The sequence below is a fragment of the Nocardia sp. NBC_00416 genome, assembly GCF_036032445.1.
Lineage (GTDB): Bacteria > Actinomycetota > Actinomycetes > Mycobacteriales > Mycobacteriaceae > Nocardia.
The window spans coordinates 4,963,225-4,985,435 of record NZ_CP107932.1 but is presented as its reverse complement, the minus strand read 5'-3'; the positions used below and the strand labels follow the sequence as shown (position 1 = coordinate 4,985,435).

Annotated in this window: 15 protein-coding genes; 9 read left to right on the top strand and 6 right to left on the bottom strand. The window is 67.6% G+C overall.

Annotated features, from left to right (window positions below; all coding sequences use genetic code 11):
- Positions 1 to 8 precede the first annotated feature (8 nt).
- Positions 9 to 3,293, bottom strand: coding sequence for a heterodisulfide reductase-related iron-sulfur binding cluster (locus tag OG804_RS21420; protein WP_328389214.1), 3,285 nt, complete (start codon positions 3,291 to 3,293; stop codon positions 9 to 11).
- Between the two features lie 470 nt (positions 3,294 to 3,763).
- Here OG804_RS21420 and OG804_RS21415 point away from each other — a divergent pair, with 470 nt between their 5' ends.
- Positions 3,764 to 4,549: a hypothetical protein gene (locus tag OG804_RS21415; RefSeq protein WP_328389212.1), complete on the top strand. Its 786-nt coding sequence runs from the start codon at positions 3,764 to 3,766 to the stop codon at positions 4,547 to 4,549.
- Between the two features lie 424 nt (positions 4,550 to 4,973).
- Here OG804_RS21415 and OG804_RS21410 read toward each other — a convergent pair whose 3' ends face one another.
- The 3 genes from OG804_RS21410 to OG804_RS21400 form a co-directional block, all read right to left on the bottom strand.
- Positions 4,974 to 6,287, bottom strand: coding sequence for a S1 family peptidase (locus OG804_RS21410; RefSeq protein ID WP_442941591.1), 1,314 nt, complete (start codon positions 6,285 to 6,287; stop codon positions 4,974 to 4,976).
- An 18-nt stretch (positions 6,288 to 6,305) separates the two neighbouring features.
- Positions 6,306 to 7,661: a S1 family peptidase gene (locus tag OG804_RS21405; RefSeq protein WP_328389210.1), complete on the bottom strand. Its 1,356-nt coding sequence runs from the start codon at positions 7,659 to 7,661 to the stop codon at positions 6,306 to 6,308.
- 146 nt (positions 7,662 to 7,807) lie between these two features.
- Positions 7,808 to 9,136, bottom strand: coding sequence for a hypothetical protein (locus OG804_RS21400; RefSeq protein ID WP_328389208.1), 1,329 nt, complete (start codon positions 9,134 to 9,136; stop codon positions 7,808 to 7,810).
- A gap of 493 nt (positions 9,137 to 9,629) precedes the next feature.
- On the opposite strand from OG804_RS21400, the gene dnaK reads away from it, so the two are divergent.
- From dnaK to OG804_RS21380, 4 genes are read left to right on the top strand one after another with little or no spacing between them, the layout of a single operon-like run.
- A complete protein-coding gene (gene dnaK, locus OG804_RS21395) occupies positions 9,630 to 11,480 on the top strand; it encodes a molecular chaperone DnaK (protein WP_328389206.1) in 1,851 nt (616 codons plus the stop codon).
- Positions 11,477 to 12,199 carry a nucleotide exchange factor GrpE gene (gene grpE / locus OG804_RS21390; RefSeq protein ID WP_328389202.1) on the top strand — a complete coding sequence of 241 codons (723 nt, stop codon included), beginning with the start codon at positions 11,477 to 11,479 and terminating at the stop codon, positions 12,197 to 12,199. Before dnaK ends, grpE begins: the two co-directional genes overlap by 4 nt.
- Before the next feature lie 27 nt (positions 12,200 to 12,226).
- Positions 12,227 to 13,399, top strand: a complete 1,173-nt coding sequence (dnaJ, locus tag OG804_RS21385; RefSeq protein WP_328389200.1) for a molecular chaperone DnaJ — start codon at positions 12,227 to 12,229, stop codon at positions 13,397 to 13,399.
- Entirely contained in the window at positions 13,399 to 13,824 is a 426-nt protein-coding gene (locus tag OG804_RS21380; RefSeq protein ID WP_328389198.1) for a heat shock protein transcriptional repressor HspR, read from the top strand. The genes dnaJ and OG804_RS21380 overlap by 1 nt, the downstream gene beginning before the upstream one ends.
- Positions 13,825 to 14,508: 684 nt before the next feature.
- Here OG804_RS21380 and OG804_RS21375 read toward each other — a convergent pair.
- Together OG804_RS21375 and OG804_RS21370 are read right to left on the bottom strand one after the other, a co-directional pair.
- Positions 14,509 to 15,291: an FAD-binding oxidoreductase gene (locus OG804_RS21375; protein WP_328389196.1), complete on the bottom strand. Its 783-nt coding sequence runs from the start codon at positions 15,289 to 15,291 to the stop codon at positions 14,509 to 14,511.
- A gap of 67 nt (positions 15,292 to 15,358) precedes the next feature.
- The gene (locus OG804_RS21370; RefSeq protein WP_328389194.1) at positions 15,359 to 16,516 is read right to left on the bottom strand and encodes a globin domain-containing protein; all 1,158 of its coding nucleotides are present in this window, start codon (positions 16,514 to 16,516) and stop codon (positions 15,359 to 15,361) included.
- Between the two features lie 334 nt (positions 16,517 to 16,850).
- Here OG804_RS21370 and clpB point away from each other — a divergent pair, with 334 nt between their 5' ends.
- The 4 genes from clpB to pyrE all read left to right on the top strand — a co-directional run bounded on the left by clpB (position 16,851) and on the right by pyrE (position 22,156).
- The gene (gene clpB / locus OG804_RS21365) at positions 16,851 to 19,448 is read left to right on the top strand and encodes an ATP-dependent chaperone ClpB (protein ID WP_328389192.1); all 2,598 of its coding nucleotides are present in this window, start codon (positions 16,851 to 16,853) and stop codon (positions 19,446 to 19,448) included.
- A gap of 173 nt (positions 19,449 to 19,621) precedes the next feature.
- Entirely contained in the window at positions 19,622 to 20,389 is a 768-nt protein-coding gene (locus OG804_RS21360) for a DUF5666 domain-containing protein (protein ID WP_328389190.1), read from the top strand.
- A gap of 64 nt (positions 20,390 to 20,453) precedes the next feature.
- Positions 20,454 to 21,476 (top strand): hypothetical protein, encoded by a 1,023-nt coding sequence (locus OG804_RS21355; protein ID WP_328389188.1) that lies wholly within the window; start codon positions 20,454 to 20,456, stop codon positions 21,474 to 21,476.
- A gap of 131 nt (positions 21,477 to 21,607) precedes the next feature.
- Complete coding sequence (pyrE, locus tag OG804_RS21350; RefSeq protein ID WP_328389186.1) at positions 21,608 to 22,156, top strand: orotate phosphoribosyltransferase; 549 nt, start codon at positions 21,608 to 21,610, stop codon at positions 22,154 to 22,156.
- The last annotated feature ends 55 nt before the right edge of the window (positions 22,157 to 22,211 follow it).

Genomic DNA, 22,211 nt, shown 5'->3' with positions numbered 1-22,211 from the left:
TGTGCTGGTCAGCCTTTGCGCCCGGGCGCCTTGGCGCCGGACTTGAAGCCCAGTGCTCCCGGTTTGGCCTGCGGGGGCGTCGCATCGGCTCCGTTCCCCGAGGTGCCGTTACCGTCGGCTTCGGGAGCCTCGGCGGTGGCTTGGGGAGCCGGTTCGGCCGTGACCTCGGAGGCCGGTTCGGCCGGGGCCGGCGTGGCTTCCGGTTCCGGTGCCGGAGCCGCGGACGTCGCGCCCGCAGCCTTGACTCCCGGACGTTTGAACCCGGACTTCATCGCCAGACCCTTGGCGGGTTTCGACGGCTTGCTCTCGGCCGGTGCGGCGGCGGTGCCTGTCTGCTCAGCTTCGGCCGGAGCCGATTCGGCCGGAGCCGATTCGGCCGGAGCCGTGGATTCGGCCGGAGTCGGGCCGGACGCCGGTGCGGGAGCCGCGGTCTTCGCGCCCGGAGCCTTGGCTCCCGGACGTTTGAACCCGGACTTCATCGCCAGACCCTTGGCCGCGACCGTGGGCTTGGTTTCGGTCGGGGCCGAGCTCGCGGTGGATTCCGCCACGGCTTCGCCGGCCGGTTCGGCCTGCGCGACAGGTTCGGCGGGTGCCTCGGCGTCGGGTGCTTTGGCGCCCGGTGCTTTCGCCGCGCCCTTCATAGCGAGACCCTTGCCGCCGGGTGCTTTCGCCGCGCCTTTCATGCCCAGACCCTTCACGGGCGGAGCGGCGGGAGCCTCGGTCTCTTCGGCGGCCGGGGCCGATTCGGCCTTTGCTCCGGGCGCCTTGGCCGCGCCTTTCATGGCCAGGCCTTTGCCGCCGGGCGCCTTGGCAGCGCCCTTCATCCCGAGGCCCTTCGCGGCCGGGGCCGCGGCTTCGTCCTCGGTATCGCCTGCAGCGGCCGGAGCTTTCGCGCCCGGTGCTTTGGCGGCGCCCTTCATCCCGAGACCCTTGCCGGGAGCCTTCGCCGGCCCCTTCATGGCCAGGCCGCCGCCCTTCGGCGCCGCCTTCTCGGCCGCGGGCGCCGCTTCGGCGACCGGTTCGGGTTCGGGCTCGGGTTCGGGCTCCGGCTCGGCCTTGGGTTCCTGGATGACCGTGAGGTTCGCGGTCAGCGTCGCCGGTTCCACCCGCTCGATCGAGTCCAGCATCAGCTGCGCGACATCCACGACCTCGACGCCCTCGCCCTGCCCGGACTCCTGGCGCGCGGTGACGCCGTCGGTGAGCATGACCCGGCAGAACGGGCAGCCGGTGGCTATCTTGGCCGGAGAGGTGCTCAGCGCCTCGTCCACCCGGTCGATATTGATCCGCTTGCCCAGCTGCTCTTCCATCCACATCCGGGCGCCGCCGGCGCCACAGCACATGGACCGCTCACCGTGCCGGGGCATTTCCACCAGAGTCGACCCGGAGGCCGCCATCAGTTCGCGCGGCGCGTTGTAGACCTTGTTGTGCCGGCCCAGGTAGCAGGGGTCGTGGTAGGTGACGTTCTGCGCGACCGGGGCGACCGGAACGAGCTGTTTGCCGCGCACCAGCCGGTTCAGCAGCTGAGTGTGGTGTACGACCTCGTATGTCCCGCCGACCTGCGGGTACTCGTTGTTGAGTGCGTTGAAGCAGTGCGCGCAGGTGACGACGATCTTCTTCTTGTTCTGCTCGACGCCCTCGAACACCGAGTTCAGCAGTTCGATGTTCTGCACGGCGAGCTGCTGGAAAAGGAACTCGTTGCCCGCGCGGCGGGCCGAATCGCCGGTGCAGGTCTCCTCCTGGCCCAGCACCATGAACTTCACGCCCGCGGTCGCCAGGAGTTCGGCGACAGCTTTGGTGGTCTTCTTGGCGCGATCCTCGTAGGCGCCGGCGCAACCCACCCAGAACAGGTATTCGTATCCGTCGAAGCTGTCGGCGTCCTGGCCGAAGACGGGGATATCGAAGTCGACCTCGTTGATCCAGTTGAGCCGGTCCTTGGCGTTCTGGCCCCAGGGGTTGCCCTTGTTCTCCAGATTCTTGAACAGACCCGCGAGCTCCGACGGGAAATCCGATTCGATCAGCACCTGGTAGCGGCGCATATCGATGATGTGGTCGACGTGTTCGATATCCACCGGGCACTGTTCGACGCATGCGCCGCAGGTGGTGCACGACCACAGCACTTCGGGATCGATGATGCCGCGGACCTCGGCCTCGCCGACCAGCGGCCGGGTGGCTTCGTCACGGGCGGCCGCGGGTATTGCGGCGAGCTTCTTCTCGTCCGCGTTGCCCTCGGCGTCCACGAGGCCGATCTCGTCGCCGCCCATATCGGTGCGACCACCGGCCAGCAGATACGGGGCTTTGGCATAACCGTGGTCGCGCAGCGACATGATCAGCAGTTTCGGCGACAGCGGCTTACCGGTGTTCCATGCCGGGCATTGCGACTGGCAGCGTCCGCATTCGGTGCAGGTGGTGAAGTCGAGCCAGCCCTTCCAGGAGAAGTCCTCGATCCGGCCGGCGCCCAGGGTGTCGGTATCGGGGTCGACGTTCTCCATATCCAGGGCGCGGCCCTTGGACATCATCGGCTTGGCGGCGCCGAGCGCGACCCCGCCGTCGTCCTCGCGTTTGAAGTAGATGTTGAAGAAGGCCGAGAACCGGTGCCAGGCCACGCCCCAGTTGAGGTTGCGGCCGACCAGGTACAGGAACAGGCTGCCCGACATCAATTTGACGAAGGCGAAGCCGGAGACCAGAACCGGGCTCGCGGGCAGCAGTTTCGCGACCTGCATGGTGAAGAAATCGGTCGTCATGTTCGCGTGCCCGTAGGTCGCGATCTTTCCGGCCTTGACGAAGACCATGCCGAGGCCTTCGACGAGCACGATGCTCTCGATGACGTAGGCGGGCGCGAACGCGGATCCGCTGAAGCGGGACAGGCGATCCGGTACCCGCGGGTGGTTGAGCTGCCGGATCACGATGAGCGTGACGATGCCGATCACGGTGCCGATGCCCAGGATCTCGTCCCACAGGTGGTACACCGCGAGATCGCCGATGATCGGCCAGTGGAACTCCGGATCGAAGGTCTGGCCGTATGCCTCGAAGAACAGGATGAAGCCGCCCAGGAAGCCGACCATCACCAGCCAGTGCGCCCAGCCGACGGTGCGGAATTTGTTCATCCGGGTGTGTGCGATGAACTCGACCAGCATCTGCTTGAGGCGTGGGAAGAACGGCTGCCAGCGCTCGGGTGCGGGCTGGCCGACCATGATGGCGCGCACGATATTGCGGACGCCGCCGAAGAACGACGCCCAACACAGCAGGCTGAGCGCCGCTCCCAAAGTGCCCAGCGTCACTGTCAGGGCATTCATGTCGCGACCTTTCTTTCGAGGCAACACGAGGTACGGGGAACTGAGCAGTACCCGTCCGGCTCGTATCGTAACCGCCAGTAAGTTACCCACCAGTAACTAGTGGTGTCCACTGTACGATCTGCGGCAGCCCGGTGGCGCATCTGCCTGGGCTTTTCCGTGTGGATCGCGGCGTGATCAACATCACGTTATTGAGTTGGCTGTCCATAACCCATAAGGGCTGATTAACACCGTAAAGGGCCCCCTGCGCGCGGTGGTGATAAGGCCATACTTACCCGGCCGGTTTCTTACGCCTGGGAAACGAATCTCGCCTTTTGCCAGTGCATTCGACTACGCTCAGCCCGATCTATCAGGTTGCGTGACATCTCATAACGCTCGGGGAGGATTTCCGGGTCAGCTCTACAACGACCCCTCGCATTGAGATGTGACGCCGGACATTCGATTGGAAATGGATGACACTCCCGAGATCCGCCGTGGTCGCAGCACTGGTCAGTGGCTCACTCGCCATGGGCTTCGGCACGGCTCATGCGGAACCGGTGGCGGCGCCGCAGGAAACCGTCAACTATGCCGTTCAGCTGTTGGAAAAGACAGTGGTCGCGACGATCAACGGCGGAACCTTCTCCATCGTCGAGAAGGAAATCTCCGAGCAGGAGCCGAACGCTCCGCACGAAGAGCCGGTCGCGGGGGAGGCGGCTGGAGACCCCATCGCGGACGACGGTAAGAAAGACGTCCAGAAGGTCGTCGAGATCAAGGACAAGGCCGGCAACCCGGTTATCACCTGGCCGCTCGCGTTCAGCATCGCCGGCACCGAGATTCCGGTGAAGTCCGAGGTCAAAAAGGACGGCGCTGTTCTGGAGATCACTCCGGAGAAGCCCGCCGGCCTGGACACGAGCCAGCCCGTTGCGGTGAAGGCGATTGCCTCACCGGCGGAGAACCAGCAGGCCCAGGGCGAGTTCGCGAGCAATTTCGGTATCGCCACTGCGATCGGTGGTTTTGTCGGCACCGCCATCGGTGCCGCCATCGGCTGTGTGGCGACGCTCGTCGCGGGTTGCATTCCCGGTTTGGTGACGGGCGCCGGCGTAGGCGGGATCCTCGGCACCATCGCTGTCGGTGGTCCGACACTGGTCGCCGCAGGTATCGAGCTGATCAATACGATCCAGGCGCCGGCCGGCAGCACCAAATGGGCGAACGGTGGGGAGGGCCCTGCGCCGGCTTCGGCCGAAGCCCCGGTGGAAGCTCCAGTCGAGGCGCCGAAGTAAGCCTCCATCGGCTCTCGTACAACAACAAAGGCCCCGCCTCCTCGGCGGGTTCACGCGATCGTCGCAACACTCTTGATTCGAGAGGTTGCGGCGATCGTGTCGTTTTCGGAGGATGCGGCTCGGTTCGGTGAGCAGCTGGCCCGGTTGGTCGATTCCGGGGTGTCGGTGCGGGAAGCGGCTGTGGCGTTGGGGATCGCACGAGGGCGGGAAGGAGCAGACGCCCCCGTATCGGCGATAGTGCCGACTATGCGCCGCCGGGGTCGGTCGGCCGACGTGGCAGCGGGAAGTTCGGGACAGGCGAAAGGGCCGGCAGCGTAATGCTGCCGGCCCTTTCGTTGCTCGATGCTCGGTGCGAGTCGCGCACGAGGCGCGGCGCCGATGTCACGCCCGCCGCGCCCGCTCGGAGCGGCGGCGGGACGGACCACTAGCTCGTGCGGATGCGGAGTCCCGGATTGTCGGAGAGCACCACGCTCACCGGCTGCGCGAACAGCTGCGGGGCATTACCCGTGAGCACGCCCAGCAAGTTGGGGATCTCGCAGATCGGGTAGTCGGCCACCGAGGAGGCGCTGGAAATGCCCAGGGCCTGGCGTCCGGTCACGATCGGCCCGCCGCTGTCGCCGGGGAGGGCGCAGATATTGGCGGAGAAGCTCTGGGTGAGCTGACGGTCACCGACCTGGACGGTCTGGTCCACGGCGTTGACCACGCCGCAGCTGAACCCGGTCCGGGAACCGGATTTGCAGACGGGGGCGCCGACAACCGGGGTGGCCACACCGTCGACGGCGACCGGTGCGGCGCCGGGCACAGTGACGATGTTGTTCTGGAAGCGGCTCGCGGCGCCGTCCTCGATACCGAGGATCGAGTAGTCCTGGGCGCCGAGCACCGACTTCTGGAAGGTGGCGAGCTTCGGGCCCACCTTGTTGCCGCCGAGCGATTCGTGCACGGTGGCGGCGCCGACGTTGTTCAGGTCGGGGTTGCAGTGTCCGGCGGTGATGTTCACGGTATTTCCGGCCGGGCCGATCCCGTTGAAGCCGAACGAGCAGCGCAGCGAGCTGTCACCGGCGATCGAGGCGAATCCGGCGCCGCCGCCGACCGGGGTGCCGCCGTCCTCGGCGATCGCGGTCGCCTGGGGGAGTGTCTCGGCGGCGATCGGCGGGGCCATGACGATGACCCGGGCCGGATCGATGAAGTTCGGCATCGGCAGTCCGGCTTTGTCGACCCGCACCGCGATGCTGTTGTTGACCGTATCGATCACGACACCGCGCACCAGCGCGGACACCGCGTCGGGCTGGCCGTCGAGCCAGCGTTCGAACGCGCTCTTCTCGCCCCGCAGCGTCGATTCGCTCTTGGCGACGTTGCGGACCACGAATCCGGTCGATTCGGCCGCGCTGCGGGCTTCGTCGGCACCGGGGCCGGGGGCCAGCGCCACCACACCGTGTCCCTGTTCGTCGAGCCAGGCGCCGCCGAACACCTGCGGGAACTGGCGCTGGGCGGTGGTGGCGAAGGCCGCCACCTGCTGCGCGGTATCGGCGCGCGCCAAGTACTGCTCGGGAGAGATGTGCAGATCCCGATTCAACGCCGCCACCAGGTCGGCCGGGAGGCCGATTCCTGGATCGGGGGCGGCCGAGGAGACCGCGGTCGGGCCGAGCAGCAGCACGGCCGCCGAGGCGGCGACCGCGGCGCGCTGCAGTCGAGTTCTGGTCGGCGCCGACCTTCGTTTACCTATGCGTGGCATGAGCATGCAGAGACTATATCGGGCTCAGCCTGCGATCGGCCTGGTTCGTACGCTGATACCGCTGCCCACGCCGCCACCGGCCGCCGCGTCGGCGTGCGACAGGATGCCGCGGATCGGAATACCCAGCGTAGCGGTGCCGCCGTACTGGGCGAGGGCGATATTGGCCTTTTCGCAATCCGGTGCGTCGGCGGCGTTGGAGCCGCTGGTGATACCGAGCGCCAGGGTGCCGGTGACGATCGCGCCGCCGCTGTCACCGCCCAGGGTGCAGGCGGAGCTGGCGAAGCCGCGGACGACCTTCGCGTCGCCCTCGGTGGTGAACAGCTGGGTCTCGACCCGGTCGGCGACCACGAAGCCACAGGTGAAGGTGGACGATTGTCCGGACTTGCAGACCGGTGCGCCGACCACCGGGTCCGCGGTGCCGGTGATGCTCAGGGTGGTGCCGTTGGCACCGCGCACCGAGGGCTGATCCATCCCCGCGCCGACCGCCCGCTCGTTCAGCTGGATGACCGAATAGTCCAGGGTGCTGGGTCCGCCGAGTTCGGAGTGCACGAAAGTGCCGAGCTGCGGGCTGGCCGGGATGTTGCGGATATTCGGGCCGTACACGGCCGCGCGTTCGTCACCCTTGTCGAGATTGGGATTGCAGTGTCCGGCACTGATATTCAGTGCGTTTCCCGCGGAATCGACGCTGTTGAAGCCGAACGAGCAGACGTCCACGCTGCGCAGTTCGGAATCGTCGAGTGGACCGGGCGCGCTGATATAGGTATCGCCGCCCATCGGCCGGTGCTCGACCGGGCCGCCGCCCTCCGGGGAAAGGATGACTTTGATATTGGCGATGAGGGTCGGCAGGTTGAGCACATGCGCCAGTGGCGTATTCGCGACGTTCACGACCAGCTGGCTGTTGAGGAAATCGATGGCGATCGAATTGATCAGCTGCGAGATATCGCGAGGCTGGGCGGCCACCCATTGATTCAGCTGCGTCAGCGAGGTTTCCAGCGCGGCCGCCGAGAAGGGCGAAAGGCGGGTCGTGTATCCGTCGGCGCTGGCGACCTTGGCCGCATCCGGCGAGGTCACGGCGACGGTGGGTTTACCCTCCGGGGTCATCCAGGCGCCGGCGAAGACATCGGGACGCTCGGTGCGGAATTCCGAGGCATAGTTCTGCAGCTGCTGGGCCCGGGCGGCGCGATCCAGATATTCGGTCGGGGTCATATTCAGATCGCGGGACAGTGCTTGGACCAGTTCCGCCGGAAGGTCCCCCGCTCCGAGCTGTTCCGGCGCGGGCGCGGCCGTCGCCGGTGTCGCGCCGAACAGTGGAGTCAGGAGAACGGTCGAGCCGATGATGGCAGCTTTGACCGCGGCGCGACGCGCCACCGACTTGCGCATGGAGTCCCTTCGTCGGCACTGTGTGCCAGATAATTCCGTGGGCCACGGGTTGAATCCGTTGGCGCACAAGTTTGCTCGAGCTTCGACCGGGCTGCCGGGGTGGCCGGGATAACACCGGTCAGCGCAACACTCTAGGGCACAAAACGCTATCTGGCTTCTTCTTGACCGCCTTCCTTGGATCCGGTGTCGGGAAGTTCTACATCCGGGTCTTCGGTGCGGAACGGCACCGGGAACGGAAAGAACCTGGGACGGGTGCGGGTGGTCGTGGTTTCGGTCTCGGTGGGCTCGGTCAGCGTCGGACCGGAGGGCCAGGTGGTGGGACTCGACGGGTCGGTGGTGGGCGCCGGGGCCGTTTCGGTGACGGTCGTCGGAGCCGGCGTGGTCACCGGTGGTTCCACGGGATACGACGGCTCCGGCTCGTAGGTCGGCGTGGAGGTATAGGCCGCCTCGGGCTCCGGCGCGATGGGCTGCGGCAGTATCGGTGGTGGCTCGGGGGCGGGCGGCGCGGGCGTTTCGGTCACCGAGGTCGCGGGCTGGGTGTTCGGTTCCGCGGCGCCGGGCCGCAGGATCGCGGTGACCCCCAGTGCGCCGATGACCACGCCGCCGAGGGCGGCGGCCGCGACCAGCGCGGCGGTGCGGCGGGCGCCGCCGGAGTCGGATGCGGATTCGGGCGGGGCGGCCTTTGCCTCGGGTTTCTCGGGTTTCTCGGGTTTCGACGGATCCACGGCCGCCATCGCCGCGACGGATCCGGTGGCGATGCGCGGACCCGGCGTGGGGCCCAGCCCGGCGGCGAGCACCGCGAGACTCGGTCCCCCGTAGGTGGTTTCGGGATCCATGGCGGGCACCACCGCGGAGTACGCCTTGGCCGGGGTGTCGCCGTCGCGCAATTTGGGCATGACAAGGGTGTCCAGCGCGGAGTTCTGCGCGGTGGAGGGGTCCGGCGGGGTGGCGCCGGCGGGAGTCTCCAGGACGGCGGCCAGCGCGGCCCGGCCCGCGTTTTCGGCGAAGTACCTGCCGGTTTCCACCGGGGTGAGGCCGCGGGGCCGCGCCGGGAGCTCGTCCTCGCCGATCAGGGCCACTGATTTCAGGCCCAGGTAGTCGAGCGCGCCGCGCAGCGCCAGTACTTGGGCGGCGGGCCATTCGGCCGGATGGGTGGCGAGGAATTCGGCGGGGCCGTTGAGGTATTCAGCGGTCAGGTTGATCAGGCAGAACATGGCGGTGGCGAGTAGATCCTCACCGCGATAGGCCTCGCCGTCGTCGACAGCGACGCCCGCCGGGTCGCCGACAGCCGCGACGAAACCGGTGATCGTATGGGTGTGCCCGGGCGGAGGCACGGCGCCGCCGAGTGCCGCGTCGCCGTCGTCGGACATGTGCAGCACCGGCTCACGGAGGATGAAGTGCGGATCCCCGTCGTCGTCGACGACCGCCGCGGTGCACGCGTGCTCGGCGATGTGCAGGCCCACCCCAGTGGCCATTCTCGGATCCTCGCTTCGACTTCCTCATCCAAAAACCACGGTACGGGTTCGGCCGCGCACCATCGTCGCGCAACGCGGGGCGCCGAGGTCACCGTGGGCGGAGAACTGACAATAGCGCCGATGAGCCGTCTTTGCGGATCCGGGACCAACCGCTTCGGAGGTGCCGGGAGCGGCACGGCTGGGTCACGATGTCGCACCGATCGGGTTTGCCGTGGTGGGTGCGGGGAAGAATGGTGCGGGCGCCGGCGTACGGGGCGGGAATAGATCGCCGGCGGCCCGGGTTGAGCCGATCGACAATGTTGAGTGATATCGGCTCAAGTTTGACTTGACGGCCTCTCTGAAGCCGGGCAGGATTGAGCCGACCACGCTCAGTATTGCTGGGACCGTGCTCTATGTTCTGCCCGGGGCTGGTCCATGCTGTGGGCTCGCGGGCCCGTGGCGCCATGGGCTGAAGCCCGGACAGACACAAGCAGTCGAAATGAGGAGGAAACTAATGGCTCGTGCGGTCGGAATCGACCTCGGGACCACGAACTCGGTCGTCGCCGTTCTCGAAGGTGGTGAGCCGGTCGTCGTCGCCAACTCGGAGGGTTCGCGCACTACGCCCTCGGTCGTCGCGTTCGCCAAGAACGGAGAGGTGCTGGTCGGGCAGCCGGCCAAGAACCAGGCCGTGACCAACGTAGACCGCACGATCCGCTCGGTGAAGCGTCATATCGGCACCGACTGGACCGTGGAGATCGACGGCAAGAAATACACCTCGCAGGAGATCAGCGCGCGCACGCTGATGAAGCTGAAGCGTGACGCCGAGGCCTACCTGGGCGAGGAGATCACCGACGCGGTGATCACCGTCCCCGCCTACTTCGAGGACGCTCAGCGCCAGGCCACCAAGGAGGCCGGGCAGATCGCCGGCCTGAACGTGCTGCGCATCGTCAACGAGCCCACCGCCGCGGCTCTGGCCTACGGCCTGGACAAGGGCGACAAGGAACAGACCATCCTGGTCTTCGACCTCGGTGGCGGTACCTTCGACGTCTCGCTGCTGGAAATCGGCGAGGGCGTCGTCGAGGTCCGCGCAACCTCCGGTGACAACCACCTCGGTGGTGACGACTGGGACGAGCGGGTCGTGAAATGGCTGGTCGACAAGTTCAAGGCCAGCTCGGGCATCGACCTGACCAAGGACAAGATGGCGATGCAGCGGCTGCGTGAGGCCGCCGAGAAGGCGAAGATCGAGCTGAGCTCCTCGCAGAGCACCTCGATCAACCTGCCCTACATCACCGTCGACTCGGAGAAGAACCCGCTGTTCCTCGACGAGCAGCTGACCCGCGCCGAGTTCCAGAAGATCACCTCGGACCTGCTCGACCGGACCCGCGCGCCGTTCCAGTCCGTGGTCAAGGACGCCGGCATCAAGGTCGCAGATATCGACCATGTCGTGCTGGTCGGTGGTTCCACCCGGATGCCCGCAGTGTCCGAACTGGTCAAGGAACTGACCGGTGGCCAGGAGCCCAACAAGGGCGTGAACCCGGACGAGGTCGTCGCCGTCGGCGCCGCGCTGCAGGCCGGTGTGCTCAAGGGTGAGGTCAAGGACGTCCTGCTGCTCGACGTGACCCCGCTGTCGCTGGGTATCGAGACCAAGGGCGGCGTGATGACCAACCTCATCGAGCGCAACACCACCATCCCGACCAAGCGTTCGGAAACCTTCACCACGGCTAACGACAACCAGCCGTCGGTGCAGATCCAGGTCTTCCAGGGTGAGCGCGAGATCGCCGCGCACAACAAACTGCTCGGCTCCTTCGAGCTGACCGGTATCCCGCCGGCTCCGCGCGGTGTGCCGCAGATCGAGGTCACCTTCGATATCGACGCCAACGGCATCGTGCACGTGACCGCGAAGGACAAGGGCACCGGTAAAGAGAACACGATCAAGATCCAGGACGGTTCCGGCCTGTCCAAGGAAGAGATCGACCGGATGGTCAAGGACGCCGAGGCGCACGCGTCCGAGGACAAGGCGCGCCGTGAGGAAGCCGAGACCCGCAACCAGGCCGAATCGCTGGTACACCAGACCGAGAAGTTCATCGCCGACAACGAGGACAAGGTTCCGGCGGATGTGAAGTCCAAGGTCGAGTCCGCGATCGCCGAGGCCAAGACTGCGCTCGAGGGCACCGACACCGCCGCGGTGAAGGCCGCGGTGGAAAAGCTGGCCACCGAATCGCAGGCGTTGGGTCAGGCGATCTACGAGGCCCAGGCGGCCGACGGCGCGGCCGCCGGCAACGGGTCCGCCAACGCTGATGCCGGTGACGACCAAGTGGTCGACGCCGAGGTCGTGGACGAGCCGGTCGACACGGAGAAGAAGTGACGAACGCGGGAAACGCAGGAAACACAGGAGATTCACCGGAGCCGGTCAGCTTCGTCGACAAACGCAAGATCGATCCGGAGACCGGTGAGGTCCGGGAACAGGCCGGGGCGGCCAATGGCGCCGCCCCGGCCGGGGCCGAGGAGGGCGTCGCCCCCCAGGCGCCGCAGTCCGGACTGGAAGGCGACGCCGCCGAAGCGGCGCCCGCCGCCCCGGCGGATCCGTCGAACGAACTGGCCGAGCGCACTGCCGATCTGCAACGGCTGACAGCGGAGTACACCAATTACCGGCGCCGGGTCGAACGTGATCGCAAGACCGCGACCGACTCCGCCAAGGCCGCGGTGGTCACCGAGCTCCTCGGCGTGCTCGACGACCTGGACCGCGCCAAGGCACACGGCGATCTGGAATCGGGACCGCTGCGCTCGGTGGCCGACAAGTTGATCGAGGCATTGCGCAAGCAGGGGCTCGAGGAGTTCGGGTCCGAGGGCGAACCGTTCGACCCGAACCTGCACGAGGCAGTTCAGCACGAAGGTTCCGGACACGATCCGGTGATCGGCGTGGTGATGCGCAAGGGGTACCGCTTCGGCGAGCGGGTGCTGCGGCACGCGCTGGTCGGAGTCACCGACGGCGTGGACGATCTCGGGGCGGCCCCGGGTTCCGCGGCCGCGGCGGGACCCGACCGAGCGGAGGCATCGGATGCTGATGCCGGCTCGGGCAAATAGCGACAGCGAGAGAGGAGGAGCCGCCCGGTGAGTCAGCGGGAGTGGATCGAGAAGGACTTCTACAAGGAGCTGGGCGTCTCCTCCAACGCCTCCACGGACGAGATCAAGAAGGCGTATCGCAAACTCGCCCGTGACCTGCATCCGGATGCCAACCCCGGGGACGCCGAGGCCGAAGAGCGGTTCAAGGCGGTCAGCGAGGCGCACACCGTGCTGTCGGACCAGGCCAAGCGCGCCGAGTACGACGAGACCCGCCGCCTGTTCTCGGGCGGCGGGTACGGCCGGGGCGGTGGCGGTTTCACTCCGGGCGCCGGCGGTGGCGGGTTCTCGCAGAGTTTCGATCTGGGCGATATCTTCGGCCAGGCCGGGACCACCGCCGACGGCGGGATCGGCGATATTCTGGGCGGCCTGTTCAACCGGGGCGGTGGCGGTACGCGCACCAGCCGGCCCCGGCGGGGCGCCGACGTGGAGGCCGAGACGACCCTCGGGTTCCGCGAGGCGGCCAAGGGCGTCACCGTGCCGCTGTATCTGACCAGCCCGTCACCGTGCACCACCTGCCACGGCAGCGGCGCCAAACCGGGTACCAGCCCGCGGGTGTGCCCGATCTGCAACGGCAGCGGGGTCGTGAGCCGGAACCAGGGCGCGTTCGGATTCAGCGAACCGTGCGACGACTGCCGCGGCACCGGGTCGATCATCGACGACCCGTGCGTGGACTGTCACGGCAGCGGAATCCAGAATCGCACCCGCACCATCAACGTCCGGATCCCACCGGGTATCGCCGACGGGCAACGCATCCGGCTCGCCGGTCAGGGTGAGGCGGGCCTGCGCGGGGCGCCCTCGGGAGATCTGTTCGTCACCGTGCACGTCAGCCAGGACAAGGTCTTCGGCCGGGCAGGCGATGACCTGACCCTGGCACTGCCGGTCAGTTACAGTGAACTGGTGCTCGGCACGACCGTATCGGTGCCCACACTCGAGGGCCGGGTCGGCGTGAAAGTGCCGCCGGGCACCGCGGACGGGCGCATCCTGCGGGTGCGCGGCCGCGGTGTTCCCAAACGTACTGGTGGAGCCGGTGATCTGCTGGTCACCGTGAAGGTCGCCGTGCCGCCGAAGCTGGACGACGATGCCATCGTGGCGCTGCGCGCGCTGCAGGAGGCGGAGAAGGCCAGCGGGTTCGATCCGAGAGCGGGATGGGCAGGTGCGTGATGTCCGCTGATCCGAAACGGGCACCCGAGGGTGGTTCGGCGCGTCGCCCATCGGGCACCGAATACTTCGTGATCTCGGTGGCCGCCCAGCTGGCCGGTATGCACGCGCAGACCCTGCGCACCTACGACCGGCTGGGTCTGGTTACGCCGCAGCGCACCTCGGGTGGCGGTCGGCGCTATTCGGAGCGGGATGTCGAGCTGCTGCGCGAGGTGCAGCGGCTGTCCCAGGACGAAGGCGTCAATCTGGCCGGGATCAAACGGATCATCGAACTCACCAATCAGGTGAACGAACTCCAGCAGCGGTTGGTGGAACTGACCGCGCAACTGGCGCAGGAGCGGTCCCGGCCGGATTACCGGCCGGAACTGCTTCCACCGCAGCACAACACCGCGCTGGTGGTGTGGCAACCGCGTAATCGGCGGCGTTGAGGCCGTGTGTTTTGGCGCCGCCTGCGGCGTCGCGGGTTGCGGCCCCTGAGGCCCGCTGTTCGGCGCCCGAACCGCATGCGCCGCAGGCGCGAGTCCCGAGCGCTGAACGACCGCCTCCGGGGCCGACATTCATGGTCGGGGCCCGCCCCGGTTCCGCAAGCGGCAGAGCGACTGAGCGCAGCCGCCGAGCGCAGAAGTGAAGGACCGGGGCTGACAGGGCCCGGCCAGCGGCACGGCAGGCGGCGCAATCCAACACAGTCGCAATTGACAGGCCCGGACACCGCGGCGCCGCGGGCGGCGCAATTCAACACAGTTGGGGCGCCCGGTCTTGGAGCGGTGGGGTGAAGAGGTGCCGTGGCTGAGTGCGGGGTGAGGGCTGGGGATCGCGAGGACTTCCCTCGTACCGTGATCTTTTCTGTCGGATGGTCACCCCTTGGTGGTCGGGGCCCGCCCGGTTTTGGAGCGACGAAGCGAGGGAGCGCAGTGGCTGAGTGTCGGGGTGATCGCGAGGACGTCCCTCGTGCTGTGATCTTTTCTGTCGGATGGTCACCCCTTGGTGGTCGGGGCCCGCCCCGGTTCTGGAGCGACAGAGCGAAGGAGCGCAGCGACTGAGCGGCGGAGTGAAGAACCGGGGTTGACAAGGGCTACGACCCGCCCCGCCGAAGGCGGGGCAATAAACACAGCTCAGGCGCCTTCGAACTGGATCCGCTCCGCCGGGGTGCCCGCGTCGAGGAGGCGCTCCACGGTGGAGCGTGTCATGGCGGGGGAACCGCAGACCAGGACCTGGTGCCGATCGAATGAGCCGTAGGAGCCGACGACTTCGGCGAGGGTGCCCTGGAGCAGGTCGTCCTCGTCGAAACCTATGTCCACCCGGTGGCTTTCGTACCATCGGTCCGGCCAGGACGGGTCGTCCACACGTTCTACCACCGGCACCACAGTGAGCCACGGCAGGTCGGCTGCGAGCAGGACCAGCATATCGGCGGCGTAGAGCTCGCGCGGCGAGGAGCCGCCGAAGAAGAGGTAGGTGGTGGGCGGATCTTGTTCCCTGGCCAGTTCCAGGATCTGGGCGCGCAGCGGGGCCAGGCCGGTGCCGCCCGCGATCATCACTACTTCGTCACCGTCGGGGTCGACGGTGAACATGCCCTCGGGCACCGATAGTTTCCATTGGTCGCCGATCACGGTATCGGCCACGATCCCGCCGCTGCACCAACCGCCCGGCACCGTTCTCACATGGAATTCCAGCTTTCCGTCCAGCGACGGCGGGAGGGCGGGGGAGAACCGGCGCCGCATCCCCGGGAACTGTGGGACCTCGACCTGGAGGGACTGTCCCGCGGTGAACGGCACGTATTCGCCGATCAGCCGGACGACTGCCATATCGTGGCGTAACCGGTGGTGCTCGGCGACGTTGGCCAGCCAGTGCGAACGCTGGGACGAATGGCCGGGAGACACGCTGGGGTCGTTGGTCATACCTTCTCTCACCTGACATGCCGGGCCGGGTCGTTGTCCCCGGTACTCGATACGGTGCCGATACCGATCAGACCGGGTCGGTACTGATGATCTCCTCGGGGGTGCCGACCGCGAGCAGCGCGCGCCGGGTGTCGGCGATCATCTTCGCCGAACCGGCGATCTGGATCTGCCGATCCTCCCACGCGCCGAAACTGGCGACGACCGCGCCGAGGTTGCCGACCAGGCGCCGGTGCATTCCGTAGGGCGCGTCTTCGGTGGGGTGCGGGTACCACCAGGGGTTCGTCTTGTGTTCGCAGACCGGGACGATGGTGAGCCACGGATTGCTCTGCGAGAGTTGCCACATGTTCTCGACGTCGTAGAGATCGCAGGGGTACACCCCGCCGATGAAGAAGTGCACCCGGGGATTGATACCGCGCCGGCCCATTTCGATCAATTGCGCGCGCAGTGGCGCGACGCCGGTGCCCGACCCGATCATGAGCACATCGCGGCCGGTGTCCTGATCCACCTGCAGGCCGCCGAGCGGTCCGCCGATGAGCCAGCGGTCGCCGACTTTGGTCTCGCCGACGACGGACGGGCTCACCCAGCCGCCGCGCACCTTGCGGACGTGGAATTCGATCTCGCCGTAGGGATTCGACGGGATCGCGGGGGAGAGGTAGCGCCACATGCGGGGCCGCTGCGGCACCGATACCGGGACGTACTGGCCGGCCAGATAGGGGATCGGGTCGTCGGACTGCAGCCGGACGATCGCGAGGTCGTCGAGGACGTGCCGGTGCCCGACGACGGTGGCTTCCCAGTAGGGCGGCGAATCATCGGAATTGGCGCCGATGGCCATGGCGGCGGAGATGAGCAGGCAGACATCGCGCCAGCCTTCGGCCAACTCGCGGGTCCAGTAGGGGCCGTTGTAGGTCTGGAAGGCGGCGTAGAGCGCCGGGCCGGCCTGGTCGTAGTGCTCGGCTTCGACCCCGTATTTGCGGTGATCACGCGCCAGTTGTTCGAGGAACTTCTGGGCGCGATCCCAGTCCTCGAGGTGATCGAGCATGTACTGGATCGCAGTGGCCACCCGTTTCGCCTGCATATCCATGGCGGGCGGGAAAAGTTCCCGCAGCCGCGGATTCTCCGCGAACAGGTGACCGTAAAACGCGCTGACCAACCGCTCGGGTCCACTCGGTGCGTCGATCACCGACTGGAAATTGGCGCGGACCAGCGCTGCCGAACGCGCATCCACGGCGTGGAGCTTCCTTTCCCTGATATCCGACCCGGAGGGACATAACCGTTACCGGCGGTCCTTCACCCGACCAGTATCCCCGAAAAAAGAGATGATGGTGGGTGTGAAATACGGTTACCGGGTTTGGTTGATCTTGTTCGCGGGTATCGACGCGTCGTTGTGAGCCGTGACCCAGCACTTTTCTGGCAACCGGGCGGCGGAAACTCGTCGGCGAAAATTTCAAAGTTGAGCGGAACAGACTCAACCTTTCGGACGTTGAATCGGACAGAACGGCACGAGCCACCGGGACAGGTGCGGCTGCCGGATGAGATATCGACTAGCAGGAAGGTGCTTCGTGGACTCGTTCAATCCCACCACCAAGACTCAGGCCGCGCTCACTGCCGCACTGCAGGCCGCGTCGGCCGCCGGTAACCCGGAGATCCGGCCGGCCCACTTGCTGGTTGCCCTGTTGGACCAGACCGACGGGATCGCCGCCCCCCTGCTCAAGGCAGTGGGCACCGATCCGGCGACGGTGCGACGGGAGGCCCAGGACATCGTCGACCGGCTCCCGCGGGCCACCGGCGCCACCACTACTCCGCAATTGGGCCGGGAAGCGCTCGCCGCGATCACCGCGGCCCAGCACCTGGCCACCGAACTCGGCGACGAATTCGTCTCCACCGAGCATGTGATGGTGGGCCTGGCCTCCGGGGACACCGATGTGACCATGCTGCTGGAGAAATACGGCGCCACCGCCGCGGCGCTGCGGGAGGCCTTCACCGCCGTGCGCGGCACCGCCCGGGTCAGCAGTCCGGACCCGGAGGGCAGCTACCAGGCGCTGGAGAAGTACTCCACCGACCTCACCGACGCCGCCCGCGCCGGGAAACTGGACCCGGTGATCGGGCGCGATACCGAGATCCGCCGGGTGGTGCAGGTGCTGTCGCGGCGCACCAAGAACAATCCGGTGCTGATCGGCGAGCCGGGCGTCGGCAAGACCGCGATCGTCGAGGGCCTGGCCCAGCGCATCATCGCCGGCGACGTACCCGAATCGCTGCGCGGGAAATCCGTCGTCTCGCTCGACCTGGGCGCCATGGTCGCGGGCGCGAAATACCGCGGCGAATTCGAGGAGCGGCTCAAGGCGGTGCTCGAGGAGATCAAGTCCAGCGCCGGGCAGATCATCACCTTCATCGACGAACTCCACACCATCGTCGGCGCGGGCGCTACCGGTGAATCCGCCATGGATGCCGGGAACATGATCAAACCGATGCTGGCGCGCGGTGAACTGCGGCTGGTGGGCGCGACCACGCTCGACGAGTACCGGAAGCACATCGAGAAGGACGCGGCGCTGGAACGCCGGTTCCAGCAGGTGATCGTGGGCGAACCCTCGGTGGAGGACACCGTGGGCATTCTGCGCGGGATCAAAGAGCGCTACGAGGTGCACCACGGAGTGCGGATCACCGACTCCGCGCTGGTGTCCGCGGCCGCGCTCTCGGACCGCTACATCACCTCCCGCTTCCTGCCGGACAAGGCGATCGATCTGGTCGACGAGGCGGCGTCGCGACTGCGGATGGAGATCGATTCGCGGCCGGTGGAGATCGACGAGGTCGAACGCGCGGTGCGCCGGCTCGAGATCGAAGAGGTCGCGCTCGAGAAGGAGACCGACGCGGCGTCCGCGCAGCGGCTGGAGAAGCTGCGCGCCGAACTGGCCGACGACCGCGAGAAACTCAATCAGCTCACCACCCGCTGGCAGAACGAGAAGACCGCGATCGACCAGGTCCGTGTGCTCAAAGAGCAGCTCGAGGCGTTGCGCGGCGAATCCGATCGCGCCGAACGCGACGGTGACCTGGGCAAGGCCGCCGAACTGCGATACGGCCGGATCCCGACCCTGGAGAAGGAGCTCGCCGAAGCCGAGCGGATCTCCGGTGCGGCGGCCGACGGGGAGGTCATGCTCAAGGAGGAGGTCGGCCCGGACGATATCGCCGAGGTCATCTCGGCCTGGACGGGTATCCCGGTGGGTCGGCTGCTCGAGGGCGAGACGGAGAAACTGCTGCGGATGGAGGCCGAACTCGGCCGCCGGGTGGTCGGGCAGACCGACGCGGTGCGGGCTGTATCCGATGCGGTGCGCCGGGCCCGGGCCGGTGTCGCCGACCCGAACCGGCCGACCGGATCGTTCCTGTTCGTCGGTCCCACCGGCGTCGGCAAGACCGAGCTGGCCAAGGCGCTGGCCGATTTCCTGTTCGACGACGAACGGGCGATGGTCCGCATCGATATGAGCGAGTACAGCGAGAAGCACGCGGTCGCCCGCCTGGTCGGCGCTCCGCCGGGGTACGTCGGCTACGACCAGGGTGGACAGCTCACCGAGGCGGTGCGGCGGCGACCCTACACCGTGGTGTTGTTCGACGAGATCGAGAAGGCGCATCCCGATGTGTTCGACATCCTGCTCGCCGTACTGGACGAGGGCCGGCTCACCGACGGCCAGGGCCGGACGGTGGATTTCCGCAATACCATCCTGATCCTGACCTCCAATCTGGGCGCCGGGGCCGACGCGGAGTTCGTGATGAACGCCGTGCGCGCCGCGTTCAAACCGGAGTTCTTGAACCGGCTCGACGATGTGGTGATGTTCTCCGCGCTCGACGAGGATCAGCTCGCCCACGTCGTGGATATCCAGATCGATCAATTGCAGCGGCGGCTCGCGCAGCGCCGGCTGACCCTCGACGTCACCGATTCGGCCCGCTTCTGGCTGGCGGTGCGCGGTTACGACCCCGTCTACGGCGCCCGGCCGCTACGGCGGCTCATCCAGCAGTCGATCGGCGACACGCTCGCCAAGGAACTGCTGGCCGGGAAGGTCGTCGACGGCGACACGGTCGACGTCACGGTCACTCCCGACGGCGACGGGCTCGTCGTGGGGCCGCGCGATCGTGCCGCGGCGCCGGTGGTGGCCGGTCCGCAGGGGTAGGCGGCCGCCGAACCCTGTCCCCGTCGGAAGGCCGCGGCCCGGTCCCGGACGACTGTGTTCGTCCGGGACCCGCGTTCGGCCGCGGCGAGGGACGGCTGGTGTTGTGGGCGCGGAGTCGCCATAACGACGTGCACGGCCGCAGCGGAGGAGGAGGTGCGCTTAGTCTGGGTGGCATGACCAACCCGAACGATCCCTGGGCAAGGCGGCCGGACGACGATCCGACCCAGCACCTGGGTCAGCCGGGGGAATCGGCAACCGAGAAGCTGTCCACCGGCGGCGGCCCGGCGGGATACGGGGAGTCGACGACGGCTTATCCGGGCAACGATCCCTACGGCGGCTGGGGGCCGGGTCCGAACCCCACTCGCGAGATGCCGACCTATCAGAGTCAGCCCTACGACAACCAGTGGGGCGCGTACGGGCAGTATCCGCCGGGCGGCCCGCCGGAACCGCCGCGACCGCCCCGGAAGACCGGGATGTGGGTCGGTATCGCGGCCGCCGCCATCGTGTTGATCGGCCTCGCCGGTATCGCGGCCGGCCTGCTCTTCGGCGGCGACGATTCCCAGCCGACCGCCTCGGATACGAAAACGACCAGTCGCACCCTCGGTCGTGAGGTGCCGACCGCTCCCGGCGATTCCGGCCCAGCGCTCCCGAGCTTGCCCGGTCTCCCGGATATGCCCGACACCGGCGACCCCGAGGCCGGCGGCACCACCATGGGCACCATCAGCACGAATTCCGGCGGGACGCTGACCCTCAGCACCCTCGCGGGTAAAGAGGTCACCGTGCACACCACGCCGTCCACTCAGGTGATCTCGCTGGCCGGGACCACCGTCGAGGCCCTGCCCACCGGAGACCTGGTGATAGTGCAGGGGCAGAAGAGTTCGGACGGATCCATCCAGGCCGAGGTCATCATCAGCACCGCCCTCGAAGGAGGCGGGCGATGAAAAACCGCGGCGCGCAGTGTGGGTGCCCGGCAATACGCCGGGCGGGTCGATAGGCTAGGCGACGATGACGGCAATGTGGTTCGGGCTGGCGGCAATCACCCTCGTGGGTGCGATAGTGCTGCTCTATTTCGACCGGCGACAGCGGCAGCGGACCGGTCACGCGCGCCAGGTGTGGGCGAAAGCCCAGGGATACACCTATGTGTCGGTGGAGCCGGCGCTCGCTTCGACGTGGCGGCGCGGTGCGCTGGCCAAGCTCGGGTATCTGACCGCGGTCGACGTGGTGACCGGTATCCGCAAGGGCGAGAAGTTCGTACTGCTCGACCTCGAGGATTCCGCGACCCTGGTCGCCGTGCGCCGGCAGATCGGTTCGGATATCGATGTCGATATGCGGCTCAAGACGATGAATCCGCCCAAGGACGCCGATCTCGAACTGCTCGGCGCCATCGGCGACCGCGTGGTGTTCGCGACCAATCCCGAGATCGCGCGGCACGCGGTCGACCAGCGGATGGTCGCGTTCATCGAGACCCTGGCAGATACGGTGCAGATGCTGTGGAGTGAGGGCAATTGGACCCTCGGGATGCTCCCGGTCGGTACCGCGGCCAAGGATTGGGAGACCGGAATCGATGCCGTGCTACGACTCTCGGGTCTACTGCACGTGCTGCCGCCGGTCACCGAACCCCGGCCCGAGGACGCCGAACCCGGCGCCGCGCGTCCGCGGGCCCGGATCCGGTCGGCGGAATACGACGATGCGGACCGGGACCAGGACTTCGACGATTTCGCCGACGACGACCGCGGCGGCCGCTACGACCATCCGGCGCCCAATGTCCGCTATCGCCAGGACGATCCGGGCGACCTCGACGAACCGGCCCGCCGTGAACCCGAATCCGGCGACGCGCCGCGGCGGCCGAGCCTGGCCGTGGTTCCGGACGGCCGGTCGGTGAACCGTTCCGCGCGCTCCGAACCGGATCGCGACGGCGGCACCCCGCGGCGTCGTGAATCCGATCCGGAAGACGAGCAGGAACAGCATCAGCCCGGTGGTCCCTTCCATCCGGGGTTCCGTCCCTATCAGGGCCCGGTACCGCAGTAAGTTCCCGGTACGCACTCCGCGCGACCTGCGACAACTCCGCGCGGAGCACACCCGTATCCTGCTTCGCAGGCGCCGCAGCGTGCGCCGGGACAATACTGCCGTGGCTCGCCTCAGTGGGCGGAAGGACACCGATGATCGACCAGTCAACGACCGACCGGGACGTTTTGGCCGGGCTGGTGCGCGATTTAGCCGTCGTGCACGGCAAGGTGACGCTGTCCTCGGGTAACGAGGCCGACTACTACGTCGACCTACGCCGGGCCACCCTGCACCACCGGGCCGGTCCATTGATCGGCAAATTGCTGCGGGACCTGGCCGCCGATTGGGATTTCGACGCCGTCGGCGGACTGACCATGGGGGCCGATCCCGTCGCGCTGGCCGTGATGCACGCTCCAGGCCGCCCGATCGACGCGTTCGTTGTGCGCAAGGCGGCGAAAACCCACGGTATGCAACGGCAGATCGAGGGTCCCGATGTGGTGGGCAGACGGGTGCTCGTCGTCGAGGACACCACCACCACCGGCAATTCCCCGCTGACCGCGGTCCGCGCCCTGCGCGACGCGGGCGCCACGGTGGTCGGTGTGGCCACCGTCGTGGACCGCGAAACCGGCGCCGACCGGATCATCGCGAAAGAAGGGCTCGAGTACCGCTCGATCCTGAGTCTCGAGGATCTGGCGCTGAGCTGAATATCGACAGGCTGTGCACCCGCGAAATCGCGCTCGGTTAGCCTGAGAATCCGTC

Bases quoted from the DNA above. Each gene is read 5' to 3' on its own strand.
- OG804_RS21420 (WP_328389214.1), bottom strand. From the start codon at position 3,293: ATGAATGCCCTGACAGTGACGCTGGGCACTTTGGGAGCGGCGCTCAGC.
- OG804_RS21405 (WP_328389210.1), bottom strand. From the start codon at position 7,661: ATGCGCAAGTCGGTGGCGCGTCGCGCCGCGGTCAAAGCTGCCATCATC.
- OG804_RS21360 (WP_328389190.1), top strand. From the start codon at position 19,622: ATGACCAACCCGAACGATCCCTGGGCAAGGCGGCCGGACGACGATCCG.
- OG804_RS21400 (WP_328389208.1), bottom strand. From the start codon at position 9,136: ATGGCCACTGGGGTGGGCCTGCACATCGCCGAGCACGCGTGCACCGCG.
- OG804_RS21380 (WP_328389198.1), top strand. From the start codon at position 13,399: ATGTCCGCTGATCCGAAACGGGCACCCGAGGGTGGTTCGGCGCGTCGC.
- OG804_RS21375 (WP_328389196.1), bottom strand. From the start codon at position 15,291: ATGACCAACGACCCCAGCGTGTCTCCCGGCCATTCGTCCCAGCGTTCG.
- pyrE (WP_328389186.1), top strand. From the start codon at position 21,608: ATGATCGACCAGTCAACGACCGACCGGGACGTTTTGGCCGGGCTGGTG.
- OG804_RS21355 (WP_328389188.1), top strand. From the start codon at position 20,454: ATGACGGCAATGTGGTTCGGGCTGGCGGCAATCACCCTCGTGGGTGCG.
- OG804_RS21410 (WP_442941591.1), bottom strand. From the start codon at position 6,287: ATGCTCATGCCACGCATAGGTAAACGAAGGTCGGCGCCGACCAGAACT.
- dnaK (WP_328389206.1), top strand. From the start codon at position 9,630: ATGGCTCGTGCGGTCGGAATCGACCTCGGGACCACGAACTCGGTCGTC.